This is a genomic window from Streptosporangium sp. NPDC048047 (genome assembly GCF_040653115.1).
Lineage (GTDB): Bacteria > Actinomycetota > Actinomycetes > Streptosporangiales > Streptosporangiaceae > Streptosporangium.
The window spans coordinates 1-5,182 of sequence record NZ_JBEZNH010000116.1 but is presented as its reverse complement, the minus strand read 5'-3'; the positions used below and the strand labels follow the sequence as shown (position 1 = coordinate 5,182).

Annotated in this window: 6 protein-coding genes; 5 read left to right on the top strand and 1 reads right to left on the bottom strand. The window is 69.0% G+C overall.

The genetic code is table 11. The features are described from left to right. Both AB0D67_RS38860 and AB0D67_RS38855 read left to right on the top strand, forming a co-directional pair. On the top strand, positions 1 to 202 hold a 202-nt coding region (locus AB0D67_RS38860; protein WP_362947392.1), incomplete at its 5' end, for a substrate-binding domain-containing protein. Positions 203 to 333: 131 nt separating this feature from the next. After that, entirely contained in the window at positions 334 to 984 is a 651-nt protein-coding gene (locus tag AB0D67_RS38855; protein WP_362947389.1) for an ACT domain-containing protein, read from the top strand. Positions 985 to 1,069: 85 nt separating this feature from the next. On the opposite strand, the gene AB0D67_RS38850 is transcribed toward AB0D67_RS38855, so the two are convergent. Beyond that, a complete protein-coding gene (locus tag AB0D67_RS38850) occupies positions 1,070 to 2,356 on the bottom strand; it encodes an ABC transporter ATP-binding protein (RefSeq protein WP_362947386.1) in 1,287 nt (428 codons plus the stop codon). Positions 2,357 to 2,681: 325 nt separating this feature from the next. On the opposite strand from AB0D67_RS38850, the gene AB0D67_RS38845 reads away from it, so the two are divergent. The 3 genes from AB0D67_RS38845 to AB0D67_RS38835 all read left to right on the top strand — a co-directional run. Next, positions 2,682 to 3,254: an IS607 family transposase gene (locus AB0D67_RS38845; protein ID WP_362947383.1), complete on the top strand. Its 573-nt coding sequence runs from the start codon at positions 2,682 to 2,684 to the stop codon at positions 3,252 to 3,254. Next, a complete protein-coding gene (locus tag AB0D67_RS38840) occupies positions 3,251 to 4,471 on the top strand; it encodes an RNA-guided endonuclease TnpB family protein (protein WP_362947381.1) in 1,221 nt (406 codons plus the stop codon). Before AB0D67_RS38845 ends, AB0D67_RS38840 begins: the two co-directional genes overlap by 4 nt. A 149-nt stretch (positions 4,472 to 4,620) precedes the next feature. Beyond that, a partial coding sequence (locus tag AB0D67_RS38835; RefSeq protein ID WP_362947378.1) for a LacI family DNA-binding transcriptional regulator occupies positions 4,621 to 5,182 on the top strand: 562 nt, incomplete at its 3' end.

The window sequence follows — 5,182 nt, the reverse complement described above, 5'->3', positions numbered from 1 at the left end:
GTATGACGACTCGCCGTTGATCGCGTTCACCGATCCGCCGCTGACCACCGTGCGCCAGCCCGTCCACTCGATGGTCACCGCCGCGGTGCACACCCTGCTGGAGGCGGTCGCGGGCGCCCCCATGCACAACTCCGAGCTGGTATTCCAGCCGGAGTTCATCGTCCGCGGCTCGACCGGCTCCGGCCCGAAGATCATTCGTTAGAGGGCGCGAAAAGCCACAAAGCAGACCGGGTCGGATATTTCAGTACCTGGGGTTTTATGCTGGACATCTCCCCGGAACACTCGTGAAACCTGTCTAGGACACCCTGATGCCCAGAGAGAGGTGATCGACAAATGATGTTCCGGCTACGGGTGTCCCTTCCCGACCGGCCCGGAGCCCTGGGCCAGGTCGCCCGGGTGCTCGGCACGTTGGGGGCGGACATCCTGCAGGTCACGGTCCTGGAGCGCGGGGGCGGCCGGGCGGTCGACGACTTCACCGTCTCCTGGCCCGGAGTCACCGGGATCGGGGACATCGGGGACCGCCTCTCCGCCGTTCCCGGCCTGACCGTCGAGGCCGCCTGGCCCACCCGCGAGATCCCCGGATGCGCGCCCGACTACGACCTGCTGCGGCACGTGGCCACGGAACCCGGACGCGCCTTCGCCACGCTCGTGGACGCCGTTCCCGGCCTGGTCGGCGCCGGGTGGGCGGTCACCGTACGCTCCGGCACCGGGGAGGTCGTGCACCGCAGCTGGCAGGCCCCGGAGGCACTGGAGGGGCACGTGGGCGCCGTGGCGGCGGGAGGGCCCGGGGAGGGCGCCGAGGGGGCGGCCTGGGTCGCTCCGCCGCGCCCAGCGGTCCTCGGCTCCGGCGGCGGCCACCTGATGAGCCTGCCGATCCCCGGAGCGGACCTGCACCTGGTCCTCGCGCGCGACGCCGCCTTCCACCGCGCCGAGCTGGACCGCGTCGTCCGCGTCGTCGAGATCGTCGCCATCATCGGCCGCTGAATCGGCCACTGGACCGGCCGCTGACGGGGAGCCGCCGGGCGGGACCGGCGGCCGTCCGCGTACGGCGCGGGGACCCCGCCGCCGGTCAGCGCTGCGGCGGGTCGATGCGGGCGCCGTCCACCGTGAAGAGCATCAGCCGTGTGGCGTCCACGCCCACCCTGGCGGGGTCACCGCCGCGCCAGACGGGGCGCGCGCCCAGCCGGACGATCAGGTCGGCCCGGCGGTGGCTGCCTCCGCCGGGCTCCTGCTCCACCTCGTCGGGCTCCGGATCGCCGGCCAGGCCGGGCAGCAGCCGCCGGATGACCGCGCGGGCCCGGCCGCCGGGCGTGGCCGCCGTGAGGTCGCGGGCCTTGTGCCTGGGGTCCGGGGGCTCGGGGACCACCGCGGATGGGATGCCGCTCTCGACGTAGGCCAGCCACTCGTGACCGTGGTACTCCAGAGCCCGGACCCGGCCGAGGAACGTGGGGCCCTCGAAGCTCTCGGAGACCGGCGCCAGGCAGTCGGGACGCAGCCCGACGATGATCTGGTGGCCGACATGTTGCGAGATGGCATAGGAACGGGGATCGTTCCAGGGGATCATGATCTGGTGCACCCCGAAGTCCAGCAGGACGTACTGGTTCTGCGGGGCCCGCACGGTCGCCGAGAGGAGATTGAGCTGCTGGGAGCTGAGGAAGGCCGCGGTGAAGGCGGTCGCCGGGTCGTTGTAGACCTGGGCCGGCGTGCCGACGTCCTGCAGCACGCCGCGGTTCATGATGGCGATCCGGTCGGCGAGGGTCAGCGCCTCCACCTGGTCGTGCGTCACGTAGATCGTGGTCACGCCCAGCGAGCGGACAAGCGAGGAGATCTCCATCCGCAGCTCGGTCCGCATGCCCGCGTCGAGGTTGGACAGGGGCTCGTCCATGAGGAACAGCGACGGCTGGCGCACGATCGCCCGGCCCATGGCGACGCGCTGGCGCTGGCCGCCGGAGAGCGTCCCCGGACGGCGTTCGAGCGTCTCGGAGATGTGCAGCGCCTTGGACAGCTCGGTCACCCGATCCCTGACCAGCGCCGGGTCGGCCTTGGCGATCTCCAGGGGGAAGGCCATGTTGCCGCGCACCGTGCGGTGCGGGTAGAGGGCGCCGTTCTGGAACACCATGGCGACGTCGCGGTCGCGCGGCGCCAGGTCGTTGGCGTGATCCCCGCCCAGCCACAGATCGCCGGAGGTGATCTCCTCCAGGCCCGCGACCATCCGCAGCAGAGTGGACTTCCCGCACCCGGAAGGGCCGAGCAGGACGAGGAACTCCCCGTTCTCCGCCCGCAGGTTCATTCGGTCGACCGCGAGATACCCGCCAGGGTAGATCTTGCTCACATTGTCGAGGACGACGGTACTCATGCGCGCTCGTTCCTCCCGGACGAGGTCGCCCGGATCCAGCCACTGTGATCGATGAGGTAGTACATCGTGCGGCTCACCCATGTGTCCATAGACATGGTGAGAAGAGGCACATCTGTTAGTTACTTCAGATTTCCCTGACGGAAAGTTGCGTTACGAGTGGGTTACCAGAGAAAGGAGAAGCCGTTGGGGCCTCCGGCGCACCTGATGGACGGCGAGGAGGCGGGCGGCGCGGCTCGGCGCTCAGGTTGCGCCCGCTCCCGTAGGGGCAGGGAGCTGATGCGCTAATCATCAGTGTTCGTCAGTCTCTCTTTGTTATTATCTTCGTATGCGACTCAGTGATTGGGCGCGCATGCAGGGCGTTCACTATCAGACCGCCTGGAAGTGGGCGCATGAGGGCAAGATGCCTGTTCCGGTAGTGAAGACGGCGACCGGCCGGTATCTCGTCCTTACCGGGGGCGACCGGGCGGGCAGTGCCGTCGCGCTGTATGCCCGCGTCTCCTCCTTCGATCAGAAGCCGGACCTTGACCGGCAGGTCGCCCGGCTGACCGAGTGGGCGACCGGAAACAACCTGGCCGTGACAAAGGTGGTCTCCGAGATCGGCTCGGCCCTCAACGGCGCCCGGCCGAAGCTCAAGCGGCTCCTTGCCGATCCGGACGTCTCTGTGATCGTGGTGGAGCACCGTGACCGGCTGGCCCCCTTCGGGGCCGAGTACATCGAGGCCGCACTGTCGGCGCAAGGCCGCACCGTGCGGGTCATGGACGACGGCGAGATGGAAGACGACCTGGTGCGTGATATGACCGATGTCCTCACCTCGTTCTGCGCCCGCCTGTACGGCGAACGTGCGGCGAAGAACCGCGCCCTGAAGGCACTGGCCGCCGCGCAGGAGGACTGCACGTGACCCACAGACAGGGGCTGCGTTTCGAACTGGCCCCCGACGAGGAGCAGGCCGTCTTGATGGGCCGTCACTGCGGGCTGTCGCGCGTGGTGGAGAACTTCTGCCTGGAGACCGTGCAGAAGAAGAAGGCCCAGCAGGAGGCGGAGAAGACCTACGGTATCACCGGCGAGGACCTGACCACGGTGCCGTGGTCTGCCCCGGCCTTGGAGAAGGAGTGGAGTGCCGCGCACCCGGACAGGTTCCCGTGGTTCGCCGAGGGCAGGTTGTCGTCCCGAGTACCCAAAGAGGCGTGCCGGGTCCGGGCGGCGGGAATCAAGAACTTCTTCGAATCGAAGAACGGCAAGCGCAAGGGCGCGAAGCTTGGCTGGCCGAAGTGGCGCAAACGCAAGCACGGTTCCCGCTTCCGCTACGACGCCGACCGCGCCAAGCCGCTCGGCCCGCGTACGGTCAAGCTCCCGGCCATCGGCAACGTCGCGACCCGCGAGGACATGTCCTGGCTGACCGACCGCATGGCCACCGGCAAGGCGCGCATACTCGGCTGCACCGTGCGCGAGCAGGCCGGACGCTGGTGGATCTCCTTCCAGGCCGAGGTTGACCGCGATGGCATCGACAAGCGCCGCCAGGCACCCCAGGACGCGCCCGCGTGCGGCATCGACCTCGGACTGAAGACGTTCGCCGTCCTGGAGAACAGCGACGGCACCAAGGAGGAGATCCACGCCCCCAAGCCGCTCAAGGCCAGCCTGCGGGCCCTGAAGAGGGCGAACCGCAAGCTGGCCAAGACCGGCGTAGATTCGAAGAACCGGGCCAAGGCACGACGCCGGGTCGGACGGCTCCATCTTCGGGTCGCTGACCGGCGCCGGGAGTTCCTGCACCAGGCCACCACCAGGCTGACGAGAACCAAGTCCGCCATCGCCGTGGAAACCCTGCACGTCAAGGGCATGGTCAAGAACCGCAGGCTCTCCCGCGCCATCTCCGACGCCGGATTCGGCGAGTTCGTACGTCAGCTGGACTACAAGGCCGGCTGGTACGGTTCCCGCGTCTGGAAAGCCGACCGCTGGTTCCCCAGCTCGAAAACGTGCGGTGATTGCGGGCGCATCAACCACGCTCTGGCCCTCGCCGATCGCGAATGGGTCTGCCCCCGATGCGGCACCCTGCACGACAGAGATGAGAACGCGGCAGGTAACCTGCTCGCCGCGATGCTCGCCGACGCAAGCGCCTGACATTCGATCCCTCGCCGGGAAGTTCCCCGGAGAGGAAAAACGCCTCGTGGAGACCACGTAAGACCTCACTCTCCGGAGTTGGCGGCGGTCGATGAAGCAGGAAGAATCTCAGTTTGAGAATCACCGAGATTCATGCGACGGTACGTCCAATGGAGGGTGAACTCAGCCGGACCCGGTCCCGCTCCGACGGCGCGGGCGTCCGGCTGGCCGACGTCGCCGCGCAGGCGGGGGTCAGCGAGGCGACGGTCAGCAGGGTGCTCAACGGCAAACCCGGGGTGTCGCAGACCACCCGGCAGGCCGTGCTGACCGCGCTCGACCTGATGGGCTACGAGCGTCCGCAGCGGCTGCGCCAGCGCAGCAACGGCCTGGTCGGCCTGGTCACCCCGGAGCTGGACAACCCGATCTTCCCCGTGTTCGCCCAGGCGATCGAGAAGGCCCTGACCCAGCACGGCTACACCCCGGTGCTGTGCACCCAGCTCCCCGGCGGCGTGCCCGAGGACGAGTTCACCGAGCTGCTCGTCGACAGGGGCGTGGACGGCATCATCTTCGTCTCCGGGCTGCACGCCGACACCACCGCCCGGATGGACCGCTACAGCCGCCTGCGCGAGCGCGGCCTGCCGATCGTCCTGCTGGACGGCTACAGCGACCGGATCGACGCGCCGTTCATCTCGCCGGATGATCGGGCGGCGGCGCGGTTGGCGGTGCAGCATC